This is a genomic window from Roseobacter sp. HKCC-CH-9208 (assembly GCF_037805125.1).
In the GTDB taxonomy this organism is placed as follows: domain Bacteria; phylum Pseudomonadota; class Alphaproteobacteria; order Rhodobacterales; family Rhodobacteraceae; genus M30B80.
Genome location: NZ_JBBLYK010000001.1, coordinates 218058 through 237831, shown reverse-complemented (window position 1 = coordinate 237831; position 19774 = coordinate 218058). Strand labels below are relative to the sequence as shown.

General features: G+C 55.7%; 19 protein-coding genes. 6 read left to right on the top strand and 13 right to left on the bottom strand.

Translation table 11 applies throughout. From position 1 onward, the window contains the following. Window positions 1-12 precede the first annotated feature (12 nt). The 4 genes from rseP to AAC621_RS01185 all read left to right on the top strand — a co-directional run bounded on the left by rseP (window position 13) and on the right by AAC621_RS01185 (window position 4593). A complete protein-coding gene (rseP, locus tag AAC621_RS01200) occupies window positions 13-1344 on the top strand; it encodes an RIP metalloprotease RseP (protein WP_340251377.1) in 1332 nt (443 codons plus the stop codon). A 94-nt stretch (window positions 1345-1438) separates the two neighbouring features. Then, window positions 1439-1573: a hypothetical protein gene (locus tag AAC621_RS01195; protein ID WP_340251375.1), complete on the top strand. Its 135-nt coding sequence runs from the start codon at window positions 1439-1441 to the stop codon at window positions 1571-1573. Window positions 1574-1693: 120 nt separating this feature from the next. Then, on the top strand, window positions 1694-4000 hold the full coding sequence (bamA, locus tag AAC621_RS01190; protein ID WP_340251372.1) for an outer membrane protein assembly factor BamA: 2307 nt from the start codon (window positions 1694-1696) through the stop codon (window positions 3998-4000). After that, window positions 4000-4593: an OmpH family outer membrane protein gene (locus AAC621_RS01185; RefSeq protein ID WP_340251370.1), complete on the top strand. Its 594-nt coding sequence runs from the start codon at window positions 4000-4002 to the stop codon at window positions 4591-4593. The genes bamA and AAC621_RS01185 overlap by 1 nt, the downstream gene beginning before the upstream one ends. 63 nt (window positions 4594-4656) lie before the next feature. Here the strand turns inward: AAC621_RS01185 and AAC621_RS01180 are convergent, their stop codons facing one another. From AAC621_RS01180 to AAC621_RS01160, 5 genes are all read right to left on the bottom strand, one after another. Then, window positions 4657-5967, bottom strand: coding sequence for a branched-chain amino acid ABC transporter permease (locus AAC621_RS01180; RefSeq protein ID WP_340251368.1), 1311 nt, complete (start codon window positions 5965-5967; stop codon window positions 4657-4659). Beyond that, window positions 5964-6974 (bottom strand): branched-chain amino acid ABC transporter permease, encoded by a 1011-nt coding sequence (locus tag AAC621_RS01175; RefSeq protein WP_340251366.1) that lies wholly within the window; start codon window positions 6972-6974, stop codon window positions 5964-5966. Before AAC621_RS01175 ends, AAC621_RS01180 begins: the two co-directional genes overlap by 4 nt. 3 nt (window positions 6975-6977) lie before the next feature. After that, a complete protein-coding gene (locus tag AAC621_RS01170; RefSeq protein ID WP_340251364.1) occupies window positions 6978-7697 on the bottom strand; it encodes an ABC transporter ATP-binding protein in 720 nt (239 codons plus the stop codon). After that, a complete protein-coding gene (locus tag AAC621_RS01165; protein WP_340251362.1) occupies window positions 7694-8476 on the bottom strand; it encodes an ABC transporter ATP-binding protein in 783 nt (260 codons plus the stop codon). The genes AAC621_RS01170 and AAC621_RS01165 overlap by 4 nt, the downstream gene beginning before the upstream one ends. 75 nt (window positions 8477-8551) lie before the next feature. Next, a complete protein-coding gene (locus AAC621_RS01160) occupies window positions 8552-9736 on the bottom strand; it encodes an ABC transporter substrate-binding protein (protein ID WP_340251360.1) in 1185 nt (394 codons plus the stop codon). Between the two features lie 257 nt (window positions 9737-9993). On the opposite strand from AAC621_RS01160, the gene AAC621_RS01155 reads away from it, so the two are divergent. Together AAC621_RS01155 and der are read left to right on the top strand one after the other, a co-directional pair. Beyond that, on the top strand, window positions 9994-10488 hold the full coding sequence (locus AAC621_RS01155; RefSeq protein WP_340251358.1) for a YaiI/YqxD family protein: 495 nt from the start codon (window positions 9994-9996) through the stop codon (window positions 10486-10488). Between the two features lie 81 nt (window positions 10489-10569). Then, window positions 10570-12030 carry a ribosome biogenesis GTPase Der gene (gene der, locus AAC621_RS01150; protein WP_340251356.1) on the top strand — a complete coding sequence of 487 codons (1461 nt, stop codon included), beginning with the start codon at window positions 10570-10572 and terminating at the stop codon, window positions 12028-12030. Window positions 12031-12085: 55 nt separating this feature from the next. On the opposite strand, the gene grxD is transcribed toward der, so the two are convergent. The 8 genes from grxD to AAC621_RS01110 form a co-directional block, all read right to left on the bottom strand. Next, complete coding sequence (gene grxD / locus AAC621_RS01145) at window positions 12086-12445, bottom strand: Grx4 family monothiol glutaredoxin (protein ID WP_340251353.1); 360 nt, start codon at window positions 12443-12445, stop codon at window positions 12086-12088. Between the two features lie 13 nt (window positions 12446-12458). Then, the gene (locus AAC621_RS01140; RefSeq protein ID WP_340251351.1) at window positions 12459-12695 is read right to left on the bottom strand and encodes a BolA/IbaG family iron-sulfur metabolism protein; all 237 of its coding nucleotides are present in this window, start codon (window positions 12693-12695) and stop codon (window positions 12459-12461) included. 88 nt (window positions 12696-12783) lie between these two features. Beyond that, window positions 12784-14946: a phosphoribosylformylglycinamidine synthase subunit PurL gene (gene purL, locus AAC621_RS01135; protein ID WP_340251349.1), complete on the bottom strand. Its 2163-nt coding sequence runs from the start codon at window positions 14944-14946 to the stop codon at window positions 12784-12786. A 328-nt stretch (window positions 14947-15274) separates the two neighbouring features. Then, the gene (locus AAC621_RS01130; protein WP_340251347.1) at window positions 15275-16177 is read right to left on the bottom strand and encodes a LysR family transcriptional regulator; all 903 of its coding nucleotides are present in this window, start codon (window positions 16175-16177) and stop codon (window positions 15275-15277) included. Window positions 16178-16320: 143 nt separating this feature from the next. Further along, window positions 16321-16935, bottom strand: coding sequence for a TetR/AcrR family transcriptional regulator (locus AAC621_RS01125; protein ID WP_340251345.1), 615 nt, complete (start codon window positions 16933-16935; stop codon window positions 16321-16323). After that, window positions 16928-17683 (bottom strand): polyphosphate kinase 2, encoded by a 756-nt coding sequence (gene ppk2 / locus AAC621_RS01120; protein WP_340251342.1) that lies wholly within the window; start codon window positions 17681-17683, stop codon window positions 16928-16930. Before ppk2 ends, AAC621_RS01125 begins: the two co-directional genes overlap by 8 nt. Window positions 17684-17875: 192 nt before the next feature. Next, window positions 17876-18823, bottom strand: a complete 948-nt coding sequence (locus tag AAC621_RS01115; RefSeq protein ID WP_340251340.1) for a homoserine O-succinyltransferase — start codon at window positions 18821-18823, stop codon at window positions 17876-17878. 34 nt (window positions 18824-18857) lie between these two features. Then, a complete protein-coding gene (locus AAC621_RS01110; RefSeq protein WP_340256239.1) occupies window positions 18858-19730 on the bottom strand; it encodes an ATPase in 873 nt (290 codons plus the stop codon). Window positions 19731-19774: the final 44 nt, after the last annotated feature.

The window sequence follows — 19774 nt, the reverse complement described above, 5'->3', positions numbered from 1 at the left end:
ACAGGGCAAGTGATGGATTTCCTCCCCCAATTCGGCAGTTTTGCCTTTACCATGTTGGCCTTTATCGCTGCGATTTCAATCATCGTAGCGATCCATGAATATGGTCATTACATTGTTGGGCGGTGGTCTGGCATCCGTGCGGATGTGTTTTCTATTGGGTTTGGGCCTGTCCTGTTCTCCCGTAAAGATCGGCGGGGCACGCAATGGCAAATTGCGGCTTTGCCGTTTGGCGGTTATGTCAAATTTGCAGGCGATGCCAATGCGGCCTCGGTCGGGGCGGATACGGAGGTCACGCCTGCGCGTCATACGATGCATGGCGCGCCCCTTTGGGCCCGCGCGGCCACGGTTGTGGCGGGGCCAGTATTCAATTTCATCCTGTCCATTGCGATTTTCGCAGGCGTGGTCTTGGTCTCGGGCCAAGCAACGGATGAGCCCCGTGTGGGGGCGCCGCGCGACCTGCCGCCCGTCTATCAATCGCTTGAGGCGGGGGATCTGATCCTTGCGCTTGAGGGGCAGGAGATCGAAAGTTTTGCGGCGCTTTTGCAAATCGCCTCTGACCTGCCGCCTCGTCCGCGTGTGAGCTATGAGGTGCTGCGCGATGATCGCGCCATTTTGGTCGAGGCCTCAACGCCGCTGCCGCCTGTCGTTGATGGCGTTCAGCCGCAATCGGCGGCCATGGAGGCAGGCTTGCGCGAGGGCGATGTGATTTTGGCCGTGAATGGCGCGGATATCTGGAGCTTTTCCCAACTCCGCGCAGCGGTTGATCAGGCCGAGGGTGCGCCGATTGATTTGACGCTTTGGCGGGCAAATGGCACCCAAGAGGGGCAGGAAATCGCTGTAACGCTGTCGCCGCGGCGCACCGATTTGCCTGTCGCATTGGGTGGGTTTGAAACGCGTTACCTAATCGGCGTCACAGGGGGCATGCTGTTTGTTCCGCAAACCGAGGCCGTGGGGCCATTGGCTGCGCTTTCCTATGGGGTGTCGCAAACTGGGTTCATTATCACCTCATCGCTATCGGGGCTTTGGCATATGATAACGGGGGCAATTTCGACCTGTAATCTGCAAGGCCCAGTGGGGATTGCGGAAACCTCAGGTGCCGCCGCCGCGCAAGGGATTGCGAGCTTTATCTGGCTTATTGCGGTTCTCTCTACCGCCGTTGGTTTGATGAACCTTTTCCCGATCCCGATTTTGGATGGTGGGCATCTAATGCTTTACGCCTTTGAGGCCGTTGCAGGACGCAAACCGCCTGAAATGTTCATGCGTGTTTTCATGACACTTGGGTTGACCCTGATCATGGGGTTGATGGTGTTCGCGGTGTTCAACGATGTTCTGCTCTGCCCCTGAGGCAGGCCGCTGAATTCCCCTGAATTCGCCCCAATTTTGCCCAAGTGATTTGGTATCCGGTCATGTGTTTCACATATTCGGGGATCAAAGACCGATGAAATTTTTACAGCGCCAATTGCCGCGTCTCAGCTATCTGTCGGCGATTCTTGGGGATCGCATTCTTGGCCCCAGTATTGTTGTTTTGGCTTTGGGTTTTGCGGTGATGCTTGCACCGATTTTGCAAAGCTAACACCGAGACGCTGAAAAGGGCGTAAGTTTCGCCCGTTTTTGCGCGCATTTTTTTGACATTGCCCCCTGCACTCGCTAGGGATGCTTTAGGATTTGCTAAAGCAAAAAAGGCGGGCGCAGAATGTCGCGTAAATCAAACAATCGCAAATATCGCAGCGGGCTGATGACAGCCTCGGTTTTGGCGATGGGGATGGCCCTTTCAGGGCTTGCGGTTGCGCAGGATATTGCGCTGGACGCTATTGTGATTGACGGAAATATCCGTATCGAAGAGGCAACCATCCTCTCATATGCAGGCATCGCGCCCGGCGGCACAATCACAGCGGGCCAAGCCAATGATGCCTTGCGCCGCCTGCAGGATACAGGCCTGTTTGAAACAGTTGATCTGCGCTTAGAGGGCAACACGGTGTTTATCGAGTTGCAAGAATACCCCACGATCAACGAGATCAGCATCGAGGGAAATGATCTGCTCGATGATGATGCGCTGGCAGCTTTGCTGACGTCACAACCGCGCCGCGTCTACAGTCCCGCCATCGCCGAGGCCGATGCGCAGGCCATCGTGGATGCCTATCGCCAGACAGGCCGCTTGAGTGCAACGGTGACCCCGCAGATCATCCGCCGCAGCGACAACCGCGTTGATCTCGCCTTTGAGATCACCGAAGGCCGCGTGGTGGAAACTGAAAGCATCACCTTTGTCGGCAACCGCGCCTTTTCAGACCGCCGTTTGCGCCGCGTTCTGCAATCCACCCAAGCGGGGTTTTTCCGCGCGATTATTAGCCGCGATACATTCGTGGCGGATCGACTGGCCTTTGATCAACAGCTTTTGACCGATTTCTACCGTGATCGCGGCTATGTTGATTTTGAAGTGCAATCTGTCACATCAGAACTTGCCCGTGCGCGGGACGGGTTCTTTGTGACCTTTAACATCGTTGAAGGGCAAAGCTTTTCCTTCGGGGCCTTAACCGCAAGCAGCGACTTGCCCGAAGTGAATGTTGAAGAATTCCAAGCCGCAATTGACCTAGACGAGGGTGTAACCTTTTCGCCGCGTCTGGTGGACCGCACGATTTCGCGGCTTGAAAATCTGGCGACCGAGCAGGGGTTGCGCTTCATCCGTGTTGAGCCGCGGATCACCCGAAATGACGAAGATCTCACCTTGGATGTGGAATTTGCCATTGTCCGCGGCCCGCGTGTTTTCGTAGAGCGGATTGATATTGAGGGCAACGCAACCACGCTTGACCGCGTTGTGCGGCGTCAATTCGATATGGTCGAAGGGGATCCGTTTGATCCACGCGAAATTCGCCAAGCGGCGGAACGGATCCGTGCGCTGAATTTCTTTTCAAATGTTGACGTGAATGCGCGCGAAGGCACTGGCAGCGATCAGGTGATCGTGGATGTGAATGTCGAAGAAACGCCAACAGGCACGCTTGGCTTCTCGGTCAATTATTCGACCGATGTTGGCACAGGGCTTGCGGTTCAGTTTAACGAACGCAATTGGCGCGGGCGGGGTCAGACAGTGGGTCTGTCCTTTGACACCACCTCTGGGTCGCGCACCCTTCGGGCTAATTTCGTAGAACCCGCCTATTTGCGCCGTGATTTGGAATTGGCTCTGTCGGTTTTCGGCAGTTCGACTGACCAACAAAATGCCACCTACAACACCAACGAAGTGGGTGTCAGCGGTGCGTTGGAATTCCCTGTCAGTGAATACGGCCGTTTGCGCCCCTCTTTGCGGATTGCGCAGCAAGAATTGAGCAATGTTCCGACCACATCATCGGATATTCTGCGGCGCGAGTCGGGCAGCTATGACAGCAGCTCCATCGGTCTGGGCTATATTTACGACACGCGCGGCGTGGGGCTTGACCCAACTTCGGGCATATTGGTGCGCGCCAATGCTGAATTGGGGGGATTGGGTGACGATCAATTCCTGCGTGCCACCGCGCTTGTGCAGGGGGAAACAACGGCCTTCCGTGAAGAGGTTTCGTTGCGTGCCGCGTTCGAGCTTGGCTCGGTAAATATGCTTGATGGCAATAGCCGCGTTACGGATCGTTTCTTCCTCGGGTCGCGCCAAATGCGCGGTTTTGATGCAGGCGGGATCGGGCCACGGGATCGCAATTCTGCGAACCAAGACGCGCTTGGCGGCAACCAATTCGCTGTTGCGCGCTTTGAGGCAGGCTTCCCCATCGGGGTGCCCGCCGAATATGGCATTTCAGGCGGCGTCTTTTATGATGTTGGCACGCTGTGGGGCTTGGATGACGTCTTGGGCACAGGTGGCAACCTCATTGACGATGACAGCTATCTGCGCAGCACGGTTGGCTTCTCAATCTTCTGGGATACGCAAATCGGCCCGCTGCGGTTTAACTTCTCGCACCCTGTCTCGAATGAATCCTATGACCGCACCCGCAACTTCGACTTTACGGTTGAGGCGCGCTTCTGATGGCTTTGCGCGCTTGGCTGCGCGTGGGTGGATGTGCCCTTATGCTTGCCATCCAAGGGGCAGGGGTGAGGGCGCAGGATATCACCGTTCAACCCCCGCAAGCACCCGCACAGGTGTTGCTGATTGATCAAGATCGTCTGTTTTCTGGGTCGGTCTTTGGTCAGGCGGTCGGGGGGGTGATTGATCGCGTGGGGCGTGATCTTTCGGCACAGAACCGTGAGATTGAAGATGTCCTTACCCAAGAAGAGCAACGGTTGACCGAATTGCGCAGCAGCCTCAGCATTGAGGACTTCCGCCTGCGTGCGGCCGAATTTGACGCCCGTGTCGTTGAAATCCGCAGTGGGCAAGACGCGAAAAACCGCGCGCTTGGCGCCTATGCCGAAGCGGCGCGACAGCGGTTCCTTGAGATCATGGGACCAATTCTTATTGATCTGGTGCAGCGCAGCGGGGCAGAGGTGCTGATGGATCGCCGCGCTGTGATCTTTGCCCGAGACGATATTGATATCACCGATGAGGCGATTGCGGCGATTGATGCGGCCTTGGCAGATCGCATTGATGAAATCCTAGCCGAGTTACCTGAACCTCAGCTTTGACGCGTGGTTTTGATGCGCCCGCGCAGCCCAAGGGGAACCCTTCGCTTCGCGGGCGCTGTTTTTTCAGCGTTCTGGCAACAGGCCCCGCGGGCTGAAGCGTAAGACCAAAAGCAGGATAAGACCCATGGTCAAAAGGCGCATATGCGCGGCGGCATCCATAAGGTGATCTTTCAGCCATCCTTCGGCCATGCCCGCCGTGATCCCCTGCAACAGTAACAGACCCAAAGGTTCCACCTGAATCCAGAACCACCAGATCAAGAAGCCGCCCAAGACCGCGCCGATATTGTTGCCTGATCCGCCCACAATCACCATCACCCAGATCAAGAAGGTAAAGCGCAGCGGTTGATAGGTGCTTGGCACAAGTTGGCTGTCCAACGTGGTCATCATTGCGCCCGCAAGGCCACAAACGGCCGAGCCAAGGATGAAAATCTGCAAATGCCGGGCGGTGACATTTTTTCCCATCGCGGCGGCAGAAACTTCGTTGTCGCGAATGGCGCGGATCATCCGCCCCCAAGGCGAGTTGAGCGCGCGCTGTGTCAGCCAGATCAGGGCAATCAGAACGATTGAGAATAACACCGCATAGGCCAGCTTGACCGTGATGGAGGAGGCGGTGACAGGGTCAGCGCCTAATCCTTGCATCGCGCCAACAAAGGCTTGGTTGGCTTGTAGGTCAACCTCGTAGGGTACAGGGCGGGGCAAGCCGATGACGTTTTTCACGCCGCGTGCCAACCAATCTTCGTTTTTCAGGATGTAGATGATGATCTCAGCCACACCCAAAGTGGCAATCGCCAGATAATCCGACCGCAGACCAAGCGCAGTTTTCCCGATGATCCATGCGGCCCCTGCGGCAAGCAGCCCACCCACAGGCCATGCCAAAATGATGGGCAAACCAAGGCCCCCGATATTGCCCGTCAGGGCAGGGTCAATGGCCTCAACCGTGGTCACGGCAGGGTCAAACACCGCGCGGAACATGAAAAAGCCCGCAATTAACAAGCCCGCCATCGCAAGGCCGCGCAGTTTGTGACCTTTCATCTTGCCCCATAGCGCAATTGCGGCGGCAATGGTTGCGCCGCCCATCAACAGGGCAAGCAAGATTTGCCATCCGCCTGTGGCCCCCCATGCCCCCTCAACAGGATCAGAGGCCATCAAAACAGCCGCCAAACCGCCAAGCGCGGTGAAGCCCATGACGCCCACGTTAAAAAGGCCCGCATAGCCCCATTGGATATTCACACCAAGCGCCATGATGGCCGAGATCAGGCCCATGTTCAGAATAGACAGCGCGGTGTTCCATGATTGAACAAAGCCTGTGCCGATATAAAGCACAGCCACCAACGCAAAGAGAACTGCCGCCTTGCGATCCAGTGTCAGGTTCATACCGATTTTCCCTTCATGATCCCTGTGGGTTTAAACAGAAGCACGATCAGAAGGATCGTAAAGCTGACGGCAAATTTATAATCAGTCGACAGAAGCTGCAGCATTCCTTCGGGGCTCCAGCCTTCGGGGCCGATATATCCAACGACCTTACGGAAGGCATAGGTGACCGCGATTTCGGAATAGGCGATCAGGAAGCCCCCCAAAATTGCCCCCAGAGGATTGCCAAGCCCGCCCACAATCGCGGCGGCAAATATGGGCAAGAGCAGTTGGAAATAGGTAAAGGGCTTAAAGCTTTTGTCGAGACCATAAAGCACGCCCGCCGTGGTCGCCAAAGCCGCCACAATCAACCATGTGATCATCACAACGCGTTCAGGGTTGATGCCTGAGAGCAGTGCCAAATCTTCGTTATCGGAAAACGCGCGCATGGATTTGCCCGTGCGGGTTTTGTTCAAGAACCAAAATAGGGCCACCACCGCCAAAATCGCCACGATCACTGTGATTGCTTGGGTCGAGCGGATGGCGAGCCCTTCATCAAGGCCTGTCATATCTTTGAAATCACGGGCAGAGATAAGAAACCTTGCCCCATCGGCGAAGTTTTGATCATCAACCCCGATGATAAAGCGCACGATCCCGTTCATCACGAACATCACGCCGATTGAGGCAATCACAAAGATCACAGGTTTGGCTTTGGTTTCGCGATAAAAACGATAGACCATCTTATCCGTGCCGACCACCAAGGCGGCTGTGGCAGCGATGCCAAGGGGCAAGGCGATAAGGGCGGTTGGCAAGGGCCCCGCCGTGACGCCTAAAGATTGCAGGCCCCATGTGGCCAGAATGGTGATCATCGTGCCAAAGGCCATCGTGTCACCATGCGCGAAATTGGAAAAGCGCAAGATGCCGTAAATCAACGTCACCCCAAGCGCACCAAGCGCCAATTGCGCGCCATAGGCGGTGGCAGGCACAATCACGAAATTCAACAAAGCGACAATTGCGTTTAGAAAATCCATTCCTCACCCCCCCAAGAAGGAGCGGCGCACATCCGCATCTGCCAAAAGCTCTTTGCCCGTGCCTGTATGGGCGTTGCGCCCTTGCACCAAAACAAAGCCCTTATCCGCGATTTCCAACGCCTGACGCGCGTTTTGTTCGACCATCAAAATGGGGATGCCCGTGCGGGACACTTCGATGATGCGGTCAAATAACTCGTCCATAACAATGGGCGAGACACCTGCGGTCGGCTCATCCAACATCAACACTTTCGGCTTGGTCATCAGCGCGCGCCCCACGGCCACTTGTTGACGCTGACCCCCCGATAATTCGCCCGCCGCTTGGCGGCGTTTGTCTTTTAGGATTGGAAAGAGGCTATAGACCTGATCCATCGTGTCGCGGAAATCATCGCGGCGGATATAGGCACCCATTTCCAAATTTTCCTCGACCGTCATAGAGGTGAAGATGTTATTGGTTTGCGGCACAAACCCCATCCCGCGCACAACGCGATCTTGCGGCGAAAGTGCGGTGATATCATCCCCATCCAACACAACACGCCCCTCGCGCAGCGACAGCATGCCAAAGACCGCCTTCATGGCGGTCGATTTGCCCGCGCCATTAGGGCCCACAATGACGGCGATCTCGCCGCGCTCGACCGCGATGGTGCAGCTGTGCAGGATATCGGCCCCTTTGCCATATCCGCCCGTCATCGCCTCGCCGATCAAAAAGGGTGATGTCTCGCTCATGCCCCGATCTTGTCCTTATTTTTTAGACCTGTCCCAAGATAGGCCTCAATCACATCGTCATTGGCTTTGATCTCGTCCAATGTGCCTTCGGCCAAAACGCGCCCTTCGGCCATCACGATCACAGGGTCACAAAGCCGCCCGATGAAATCCATGTCATGTTCAATGACGCAAAATGTATATCCGCGCTCTTTGTTCAGGCGGATGATCGCATCGCCGATCGTGTTCAACAGCGTGCGGTTAACGCCTGCACCCACCTCGTCTAGAAACACGATTTTTGCATCCACCATCATCGTGCGGCCCAGTTCCAACAGCTTTTTTTGGCCACCAGAAATCGCGCCTGCCGGATGATCTGCGAGATGGGAAATGGTTAGAAACTCCAACACTTCATCAGCCTTGGTTTTCAGCGCGCGCTCTTCTTCAGCAATGCGTTTGCGGCCAAACCATGTGTTCCACAGCGTTTCCCCCGATTGGCCGCTTGGCACCATCATCAGGTTCTCGCGGCAGCTCATGGATGAGAATTCATGCGCGATTTGAAATGTGCGCAGCAATCCCTTGCCAAATAGCTCGTGGGGCGGAAGGCCCGTAATATCCTCGCCATCCATAACAACGCGGCCAGATGTCGGGGGCAAAACGCCCGCAATCACGTTAAACAGCGTGGTCTTTCCCGCGCCATTGGGGCCAACCAGACCCGTGATAGAGCCTGTTTCAATTGTCAGGCTTGCGCCATCCACGGCGTGAAAGCCGCCAAAATGTTTGTGCAGATTTTCGACAGTAATCATCGCTTGTCCCGCATCCTTTAAACGAAGCAGCCCGGAAATCACTCCGGGCTGCCCGTTGGTCTTGATTAGATCAACTTAGCGGAAACGTGCTGTTGTGATCTCGCCGCCAGAGATTTCGATCTCGCGATAGTTGCCCGCGGATTCACCTGGCTCGATCAATTCAACGGCAGAGGCACCAACATAGTCTATGTCTTCGCCCGCTGCGATCAATTCCAAGGCTTTGCCCAATTCACCAGGCAGAATTGGTGTGCCTGGGGCGTTTGCGATATCCATGATCTCGCCTGCGTAATCGGCAGGGTTGCTTGAGCCTGCGGCCTGCATGGCCAACATGATCAAGGCTGCTGCGTCATAGGATTCTTTCGCGAAAGGCTGGGTGCCATCGAACCCTGCTTCAGCGGCGAGGGTTTCGAAAATCGCTGCACCTTCGCTATCGGTGCCAGGGTGCTGGCCGAAGGAGCCATCAATCTCGCTGCCAAAGTTTCCAACGAGAGCAGAAGACACCATGCCGTCAGGGAAGACGAAGGTTTCAAATGCGCCAGAATCCAGTGCTGCGCGGATGATGCCCGAGCCGCCCTGATCCACATAGCCTGCAACGACCAATGCGTCACCGCCCGCAGCCGCCAAGGCGCCTACTTCTGCAGAGTAATCCGCACGGCCATCTTCATGCGCTGCAACGAGGGTTACAGTGCCGCCCGCCGCTTCGAATGCTGCGGCAAAGCTATCAGCCAAGCCTTGGCCGTAATCGTTGTTGGTATAGGTCACCGCAACGGATTTGATGCCGCGATCCATGATCACCTCGGTCATCACAACACCTTGACGCGCGTCAGATGGCGCGGTGCGGAAGAAGAGGCCATTGTCTTCAACGGTGGTCAGCGCAGGCGAAGTGGCGGATGGGGACACCATGACCATGCCGTTTGGCACGGCTACGTTTTGCAGCATTGCGTTGGTGACGCCCGAGCAATCCGCGCCGACAATCCCGCTGACGCCATCAGATGTGATGAGGCGTTCTGCAACAGCAGTTGCAGCGGCCGCGTCAATACAAGTGCTGTCGCCGCGCACGGAGACAACAGTCGCGCCGTTCAGGAAATTGCCGCTTGCGTTCACTTCGTTCATCGCCAATTCCGAGCCACCAGCCATGTCAGGCGCAAGCGATTCAAGCGGGCCTGTAAAGCCCACAACAGTGCCGATCTTTACCTCTTGTGCGGTTGCCATGGACGCAAGCGCCAATGAGGCGGCCGAAGCCAGCAAAAGTTTTTTCATGAAGAACTCCCAAGTTGTTGTTATTACCCCAGATGGATAAGAATTAATGCCAGCTTACGGGGTTGGAAAGAGAAAACGACCCACAACGGCGGGGAATTGAACCGCATTTGCATGGATTTGCCGATCATTCGCCTGTGGATAGAGGGAATTAAGCCAATTCGCCTTACATTTTGCTGCAAAATGCCCCGCTAGACAATTTTTTTCCCGCGGGCGGAAATTTGGAAGATTCGCGGATAGCAGACGCGGGAGACGTGAAAATGACGGCAGATGCCCCTAAAACTGAAATGCCAAGGCCAAGCTCACCGATGGTGTTTGTGGATGCAGATGCCTGTCCCGTGCGCGAAGAGGCCATTCGCGTGACGCTGCGCTACAAGATTGGAGTGCGCTTTGTGGCCAATCAATATTTGCGTCTGCCCGATCACCCACTTTTGGCGATGCATCTGGTGGGGGACGGGTTTGATGCCGCTGATGATGCGATCATAGCCGGGCTTGAAGCGAATGATATTGTGGTGACTGGCGATATTCTTTTGGCGGAACGCGCGTTGAAATTAGGCGCGCAGGTAATTTCGCCCAAGGGGGATGCCTATACAATGGACACAATCGGCGCGCAGGTGGCAACACGCGCGCTGATGGCTGATTTGCGGGCTGGCCTGCCGCAGGAGGGCACCCCTTCTGGCCCGCGCCCCTTTGCCAAGGCGGATCGTTCGCGGTTTCTTGAGCGGTTCGATCTGATGCTGCGCCGTGCAAAATAGCGGTCGAAATTTGCTTGGGCTTTCCTTCGTCCCTGCCTTACGATAGGGGACGGGTCTTAGGAATTTTACACTGTCGAGATCATGAGCTTTACCCTCGCCATTATTGGTCGGCCCAATGTGGGCAAATCCACCTTGTTCAATCGTTTGGTGGGCAAGCGCCTTGCCTTGGTTGATGATCAACCTGGCGTCACCCGTGATCTGCGCGAAGGCGCGGCGCGGCTTGGATCCATGCGGTTCACTGTGGTTGACACGGCGGGTCTTGAGGAAGCCACAGATGACAGTCTGCAAGGCCGTATGCGCCGCCTGACAGAACGGGCGGTTGATATGGCGGATGCGTGTCTGTTTTTGATTGACGCGCGCACAGGCCTGACGCCGACCGATCATGCCTTTGCCGATCTGCTGCGCAAGCGCGGCGTCACTGTCCTTTTGGGCGCAAATAAATCCGAAGGACGAGCAGGGCAGGCAGGGTGGCTTGAGGCCTATGAACTGGGTTTGGGCGAGCCTTTAGCCCTATCCGCTGAGCATGGCGAAGGTATGGGCGAATTGGCCGTGGCCCTTGCCCCGCTGATCGAGGCGAAGGAAGCTGAAGATTATAGCCCCGAAACCGATATCGAGCTTGATGAGGATGAAACCGAGGAAGGGGGTCTGCGCGAATTAACGCTTGAGCGGCCTTTGCAAATCGCCGTTATCGGCCGCCCAAATGCAGGCAAATCCACCCTCATCAACCAAATCTTGGGGGAGGAGCGTTTGCTCACGGGCCCCGAGGCGGGGATTACCCGTGATGCGATCTCGCTTCCAGTGACATGGGATGGGGTGCCGATGCGGATTTTCGACACGGCAGGGATGCGCAAGCGCGCCCGCGTGCAGGAAAAACTGGAAAAGCTCTCCGTGGCCGATGGTCTGCGTGCTGTCAAATTTGCCGAAGTGGTCGTGGTTTTGCTGGATGCGGCCATTCCATTTGAGGCGCAAGATTTGCGCATCGCTGATCTGGCCGAGCGCGAGGGGCGCGCGGTGGTGATTGCGGCAAACAAATGGGATGTTGAGGATGAGAAGCAGGAAAAACTCAAATTCCTGCGCGATCGTCTTGAAAAATTATTGCCGCAGATCAAGGGCGTGTCGATGGTCACGGTTTCGGCCAAGACAGGCAAAGGGCTAGATCGGCTGCATGCGGCAATCATTAACGCTGCCAAGATTTGGAACCGCCGTGTGCCAACAGCCACGCTGAACCGATGGTTGGGGGAAATGATCGAGGCGCATCCACCGCCCGCACCATCAGGGCGGCGTATTCGCCTGCGCTACATGACCCAAGCCAAAGCGCGCCCGCCCTCGTTTGTTGTGATGTGTTCGATGCCAGAAAAGCTGCCTGAAAGCTATTCGCGCTATTTGGTCAATGGGTTGCGCGATAGTTTTGGCATGCCAGGTGTGCCGATCCGTCTGTTCATGCGCAGCCAAGCGGATAAAAACCCCTACAAGGATCGCAAAAAAACCATTCCCTCGCGCCTAAGCAAACATGTTCGCAAGGGCGATACGAAAAAGAAATGAAAAATGGCGAGTCAGGCAAAACCTAACGCGCCATTTTTCACAATATTAAACGAAATCAGGTGTTTGCCTCGCGAATTTTATCTGCTGCTTCTTTGTCATAGCTGACATTTTGCGCGTCAAACATCGCGTCCAACTCGCCTGAGAGTGTCATCTCGGTGATGATATCGCAGCCGCCCACGAATTCGCCCTTCACATAGAGTTGCGGGATCGTGGGCCAATCTGAGAAATCCTTGATCCCTTGGCGGATATTTTCATCTTCCAACACATTCACATCGGCAAATTCCACGCCCATGTAATTCAAAACACCTGCCACGCGGCTGGAAAACCCGCATTGTGGCATGGATTTTGTGCCTTTCATGAACAAGACCACGTCATTTTTCGTGATCATCTCTCTGATCTGATCTTCTACGCTCATCTGGGTCTTCCTTTTAATCGGGGGCGCGGGTGGTGAGGGCAAGCGCGTGCAATTCGCCCGCGCTGCCATCCATTTTGCCTTTAAGGGCGGCATAAACAGCACGTTGTTGGGCCACGCGGTTCATGCCCTTAAAGCTGGCATCAATCACTTGAGCAGCGAAATGCTGGCCATCATTACCCTCAACCGTGATCTGCGCTTGAGGAAAAGATGCGCGGATTAGGTCCTCGATGTCTTGTGCTGTGATTGCCATATCTGCCCTCATGAATTCCGGTCTGTTACGTCTAATCTATGCCCCGATATGGCCCCAAACAAGGGGCCTATTGGGGGCGCGTTATGGCTCAGTCAAACAGGCGGGACAGCGTGCCATCTGATAGGGCCCGAAGCGCATCAAGGCTTTCGCTAGAGCCGCCAATGGTAATCTGGTCGCCACCAAATTTACCAACCGTGGTGATCTGAAGGCCCACCTGGCCCGCGGCAACCATCAAGGCTTCGGCCTTATCGGTCGAGCAGGCAATCAAATAGCGCCCCTGATCTTCGCCAAACAAGCTGGCCGCATGGCTTGCATCCAATGTCACACCCGTGTCTGAGGCTGTGGCCATCTCAAACGCAGCCAAGGCAAGCCCGCCATCCGAGAGGTCATTACACGCTGAAATCATTTCGCGATTGTCGAGAATGAATTGGCCCGCTTTCCGCTCTGCCTCAAGATCCACGGGGGGGGCATCGCCCTCTACGCGATGGAACACTTCGGCCAACAGCGCGGATTGGCCCAAATGACCATGGGTTTCCCCGACCAGAAGCGCCCAGTGACCTTCGCGTGCCGTTCCGTTGATCAGGTCGCGGTCAATATCCGCAATCAAGCCAACCGCCCCAATCGTGGGGGTGGGCAGGATCGCGCTGCCATCGGTTTCATTATAAAGGCTGACATTGCCCGAAACGATTGGGGTGTCGAGCGCTGAACAGGCCGCGCCAATGCCCTTAATGGCACCCACGAATTGGCCCATAATTTCAGGCTTTTCGGGGTTGCCGAAATTCAGGTTGTCAGTGGTGGCAAGCGGTGTTGCCCCTACAGAGACAAGGTTGCGATAGGCCTCAGCCACGGCCTGCTTGCCGCCCTCAAAGGGGTTCGCTTTGACATAGCGCGGCGTCACATCCGAGGTGAATGCCAACGCCTTATTCGTGCCTGCCACGCGCACAACGCCCGCCCCATAGCCCGGCGTGCGGATCGTGTCTGCGCCAACTTGGGTGTCGTATTGTTGATAGACCCAGCCGCGCCCGCAGTAATTGGGCGAAGACAAAAGCGCCTTTAACCCATCAATCGGGTCGATTTCTGGGATGAAATCCACCGCCCCGGCGGCAGGGGTTTCGACCCAAGGGCGGTCATATTCTGGTGCCGTAGAGGACAGTTTCGACAGCGGCAAATCCGCCTTCACCGCATTGCCGTGCATGATCACGAAGCGGTCTACAGCAATCGTTTCCCCGACAATGGCAAAATCGAGATCCCATTTTTCAAAAATGGCGCGCGCCTCGGCCTCTTTTTCGGGGCGTAGCACCATCAACATGCGCTCTTGGCTTTCGGAGAGCATCATTTCATAGGCGGTCATATTCGGCTCGCGCTGCGGCACATGATCAAGTTGCAGCTTGATCCCCAAGCCGCCCTTATCCCCCATCTCGACCGCAGAACAGGTCAGGCCTGCGGCGCCCATATCTTGGATCGAGATCACCGCGCCTGACGCCATCAATTCAAGGCAGGCCTCAAGCAAGCGCTTTTCTGTGAAAGGGTCGCCAACCTGAACAGTTGGGCGCTTTTCTTCAATCGTGTCGTCAAATTCGGCGCTGGCCATCGTGGCCCCGCCAACCCCATCACGACCTGTCTTGGCGCCCAAATAGACAACAGGCATTCCCACGCCAGAGGCGGCGGAATAGAAAATCTTATCCGTCTCAGCCAGACCTGCGGCAAAGGCATTGACCAAGCAATTGCCATTATATGCCGCGTCAAAGCGCAACTCGCCCCCCACAGTGGGGACGCCAAAACTGTTGCCATAGCCGCCAACACCGCGCACAACCCCATGGATCAAAGAGCGTGTTTTGGGGTGATCTACTGCACCAAAGGAGAGTGCATTCATCGCCGCAATTGGACGCGCGCCCATCGTGAAAACATCGCGCAAAATCCCACCCACGCCCGTGGCCGCGCCCTGATAGGGCTCGATATAGGAGGGGTGGTTGTGGCTTTCCATTTTGAACACGACAGCCTGACCATCGCCAATATCAACAATGCCTGCGTTCTCGCCCGGCCCGCAAATGACCTGCGGCCCTTCGGTTGGTAGGGTGCGCAACCATTTTTTTGAAGATTTATACGAGCAATGCTCGTTCCACATGGCCGAAAAAATGCCAAGTTCCGTGAAATTCGGGATGCGTCCGATGATCTCGAGGATGCGCTCATATTCATCAGGCTTAAGGCCATGTGCGGCGATCAACTCGGGGGTGATTTCGGGTTCGGTCATGGGGTATCGTTCCTGTGGCGAGGCGCAATGGCGCGCAGACACCCCGTCTTTACGGCATAGGCGAGGGAGGGGAAAGGGGGGCGGGGCACAGGTTGTGCAAAAGCCGCATCTTGCGCTTTGGCCAAAAAAAAGGCCGAGACAAGTCTCGGCCGAAGTCCAACAGGGAGGTAGTCATGACACTTTGTTCAAATGTCATCACTACTGCCCAATTAATGATCACTTTGCGAAGTATCAAGAAAAATCCCGCCACAAGAATGCAAACCCGCTATGCATGTGGCGCATATCACACACGGTCATGGCGGAAATGTCACGCAGGAGTTCGGGCCGTTTAGACGTTTCCGTCCCGTTCTTTGCGGCGATGTGCGATGATTTCTTCGGTCACAAATTCGCGGAAGGCCTCGATGCGTTTGGACTGTCGCAGTTCTTCGGGATAGGCAAGGAAAACGGGCACATCATTGCTTTCGACATTGTCGAGAACGCGCACCAAATTGGGAAAGTCTTGCGTCAGGTAATCGGGCAAGACCCCAATGCCAAGGTGATGGATGACGCCCTGCAGCACCCCGAAATAGTTATTCACAGTCAAGAAGCTGCCAATTTCATAAGACATCAGCTGACGCACCAAAAGCGCACCTGAGGAGACCTGTGCCGCCGTTGCATTCTGACTGATCAGGCGATGGTCGCGTAAATCCTCAAGTGTTTGGGGAACGCCGTTTTGTTCGAGATATTGGGGCGAAGCGTAAAGACGCATGCGAATATTCATCAAACGCTTGCGAATGAGATCCGCTTGGCTGGGTTCCTTCATGCGGATGGCCACATCGGCCTCGCGCATTGGCAAATCCAGCACCCGTTCCTCAAGCATCAAATCGATCTTGAGATTGGGATATTTTTCATAAAGCGCGGGCAGGCGCGGTGCCAACCATAGCGAGCCAAAGCCGATGGTGGTGGTCACGCGCAATTCACCAAAGACCTCTTCTTCGCTGTCGCGAATGCGGGCTGCGGCAGCATCAAGGCGCTTTGCCATATGGCGCGTGGCATCAAAGAGCAATTCGCCCTGTTCGGTCAGAATCAAACCGCGCGCGTGACGGTGGAACAGGGTTGCGTTTAATTCGTCTTCTAAGGATCGAATTTGGCGCGACACCGCCGATTGGCTGAGATGCAACACGTCCCCCGCATGGGTCAAACTGCCTGCATCCGCCACGGCGTGAAAGATCCGTAAACGATCCCAATCCATTGCATTCATCCTGCGCGCATATCCAAGTATTTGGACTATAAGGGTTTTCTTGCATTCCTTAAAGGGAGATCGTCACATTTGTGTAAATTTTACGGGCCAGTGCCATTTTTTTTGGCATTGCGTGACGTCTCCTGTGTCCTGCGCTAACAGTCTTTGTCGAGCAGGCCAAGACCGCGCAGATAAATCCCGATCCCTGCCTCAAGAAGGTCTTTGGCGGGAAAGGGGGCATTGCCACCTTCGCGACCGCGCGCGAAGAGTTCAACAACCCCGTGGCTCATGGCCCAGATATGTGCGGTAAACATGGATGCAGGCGGGCGTCTGTCGGCGGGCAATTGTGCGCTAAGTGCCTCGGCGGCCCGTTCCAAAATCGCGCGAGATCTTTCTGATGCACGGGCCAAATCAGGATGGGCATTGGCCGAAAGGCCGCTTTCAAACATGGCCATGTAGTGACCGGGATAAGATTGCGCAAACCGCAAATAAGCGCGGCCCGTGGCCTCGAATGCGGCCAGAGGGGCGGATTTGCTGTTGAATGCGGCCTCCATCGCCTCGCGAAAGATCGCGTGACCTTGCAAGGCGGCCTCGGTGATCAATTCTTCACGGCCTTGAAAATGGCGATACACGGCGGCAGGGGTCACGCCCGCATCCTTGGCCGCCTCGGCCAAGGTGAAACCTGCGGGGCCTTTCTCGGTGATCAACCGCAAAGCGGCCTCAACCAAGGCTTGACGCAAATTGCCGTGATGATAGCCCTGTTTACGCATGGTCCCCTTGATCTGTCCAAACCTCAGGCCCGCCACTTATGGCAGGATCGGGGGCGGACGCAAGGTTGGGGTCTTTTTCTGGATACTCATACTGGCTGAGAATCTGTCGGATCACCGCCAAACGCGCGCGGCGTTTATCATCAGCACGGATCACATGCCACGGCGCTGTCGCGGTATGGGTGCGGGTCAGGGTTTCACGGATCGCGGCGCTGTATTCGTGCCATTTTGCCAGACCATCGACATCGATACGCGACAGTTTCCAATGTTTGAGCGGGTCATTCTCACGCGCCAAAAAGCGGCGCAGTTGTTCGGCACGGCCCAGATTGAGCCAGATTTTCGTCGGGCTGATCCCATCCTCAAGCAGCATATCCTCGAACCGTGGGGCTTGGGCAAAAAAGGCCTCGCGTTGCGCGGGCGTGCAAAACCCAAACACATGTTCCACAACGCCCCGATTATACCATGAGCGATCAAAGAGCGGAATTTGCCCGCGGCTTGGCAGATGCTGAATATAGCGTTGGAAATACCATTGCCCCGGTTCGGTTTCGCTGGGTTTCGACAAGGCCGCGATTTGCGCCACCCGCGGATTTAGGTTTTCCATGACGCGCACAATCGCGCCGCCCTTGCCCGCTGCATCGCGCCCCTCAAAAATCACAGCAATCCGTTGACCTGTTTCGCGCACCCATGCGTGAAATTTTGCCAGTTCGATTTGCAATGCGGTCATTTCAGCCATGTAGAGACTATTTTCCATCCGCGCAGCATAGGGGTAGGTCGGATCAAGAATGTCAAAAGTCTCGGCTGTCTTGAGGGCCGCGCGGATCGCCTAGGACGCATCGTCTTCAAAATAGCGCGTAATTGCGCCATCAAATGGTTTTCTATCAATCATGGCCAATTTCCCAGTGCAGTCTGGGTTGAATATAGGGGCGCATCTTGCGCCCGTCTATCACCGCCGCAGATCGGTGCTGTCTTGGCCAATGCGCGCCATATCAAAGGGTGTCGTCAGGTAGATTTCCGAAATCCAATTGCCGAATAGAAGATGGGCATGGCTGCGCCAGCGGTTGAGCGGTTTTTGGCTTGGATCATCATGGGGGAAGTAATTGACGGGCAGGGCGATACTGGCCCCGTCCACCTGAACATTCCCCAGATCACGTTGATATTCTTCGGCCAAGGTGGTGCTGTCATATTCAAGATGGTTGAAGATATAGAGCGCGCGATGTGCGCTATCTTCGACCAAGGCAGGGCCCACCTCGGGACTGTCGAGTAACACGGGCAGGCCCGCTGCCTCGATCTCGGGGCGGCGCATTTCCGTCCAACGGCTGACGGGCATCACCAAATCATCGGAGAACCCGCGCAAATAGGGGCTGTCCGATTGCAGATTGCGATGCCGATAGCACCCGAATTGCTTTGCGGGCAGCATATGTTTTTTGACGCCGTGGAAATAATTGATCATCGCCATCCCGCCCCAGCAAATGCCAAAGGTGGAATGGACATTGGTTTGCGTCCATTCGAAGATTTCGCACAGCTCAGACCAATAGGTCACATCTTCGAAATCCAGATGCTCAATCGGCGCGCCTGTGATGATCAGACCATCAAATTTTTGCTCGCGCACATCACGAAATGGGTGATAAAACTCGGCCATATGTTCCGCGGCGGTGTTCTTTGTTTCATGTTCGCTCATGCGGATCAGCGAGAATTCCGTCTGCAATGGCGATGCGCCAATCAGGCGGGCAAATTGCGTCTCGGTCTGAATTTTCTTGGGCATCAGGTTCAAAAGCCCAATTTTCAATGGCCGAATATCTTGGCTTTCTGCCGCGCTGCGCCCCATGACCATCACCCCCTCATCCCGAAGGATGGAGAATGCAGGCAGGCTGGTTGGCAGGGTTATCGGCATTTGGTGATCCGTATCTTCAGCGCGAAAAGGGGATTTAGGTGATCTCGCCGCGCGCCTCAAGGGCTGTGGCGATCAAAGCAATCACATCTTGTGCATCGGACACACGCGCGACATCCTCGGCGCTGACCCTCAGGCCCCAGTTCTTCGCCATGTCGCGATAGAGCGGCGCGCGATGATGCAAGGCTGCCGCATAGGTGTTGCGGATAAAATCATCTGGATTGACCGCATCGGGCAACAGCCCCGTTTCGGCCAGATAGTCAGCCCATCGCGCATTCAGAAATTGCGGCTGGTAATACATGGGCTTTGGCGCACGGGTGAAGCGGCGGATCAATTCCTCGGTATGATCTTCGCTGCCTTCAATCCAAATCATCAGGCAATTATGCGCAAGCGTGCGCAGCACTTCGTCTTGCGGGTCGTTGGGGTCAACAACCTCACAAATAGAGCCGCCCGTGTCGCAGACGAAATTGGCATATCCATAAAGGTCGCGCGCGCGGCTGATAAAGCTGGGCGTGTCCAAAAGGGCGTTGATCTCAGCGCGCCGATGCAACGCCTGACGGCGCATATATTCTTCAAACCCGACCCCACCCTTGGCAGGATCACCAGGTTTTCCGAGGAAGGTAGAGAGCGGCGCGAGGTTGTTAAACGTGATGTTTGAGCCGATATAAATGGAATCCGACTTCAGCAAATCTGCCAGAAACGGCACTTGCATTGCCTGACGTTTGAGGTTGTCGACAATATGCTCGCCCATATAGGCGGTGCCAATGCGGTAATCGATGGAATAGTGGAACCAATCCCCAGCATCGCGTAGCAAATTGGCAAGCCGTGTTTTACCAAGGCCTGACATCCCGAAAAAAAGAACCTGTTTTTGCGCCGCTGCACGCCAATCGCTTGCGGATTTATAAAGCATTTCCATAGGGCCTGCCGCCTTTGCCAAAGCCTTGTTTTGGCAGG